The 242-nt window shown below is 47.5% G+C and carries 1 protein-coding gene; it reads right to left on the reverse strand.

The features are described from left to right. A partial coding sequence (locus A3729_RS32850) for a hypothetical protein (protein ID WP_197475789.1) occupies positions 1-242 on the reverse strand: 242 nt, incomplete at both ends.

Consider the following 242-nt stretch of genomic DNA (forward strand, 5'->3'; position numbering starts at 1 on the left):
ATGTCATCCGCTAAATAGGAGCCACCGATGGCTCCTCCCCAATTATAGATACAGCGAATTTTGTTTTTTAAATCGGGGCGCTGCGCGAGCAGTTCGTAGATATCGGGAGCACCTTTGCTGTAACCAATTAAAAATATATCTCCGGGTGTCTTTTGTTCGGACGGTGGGATTGTTGTTGTGTCAGCTGCTAATCCGGCACCGTGGTCAATCGCGGCGATCAAGTCATCAATATTAGAGCTGCA

The organism is Oleiphilus sp. HI0043 (assembly GCF_001634935.1).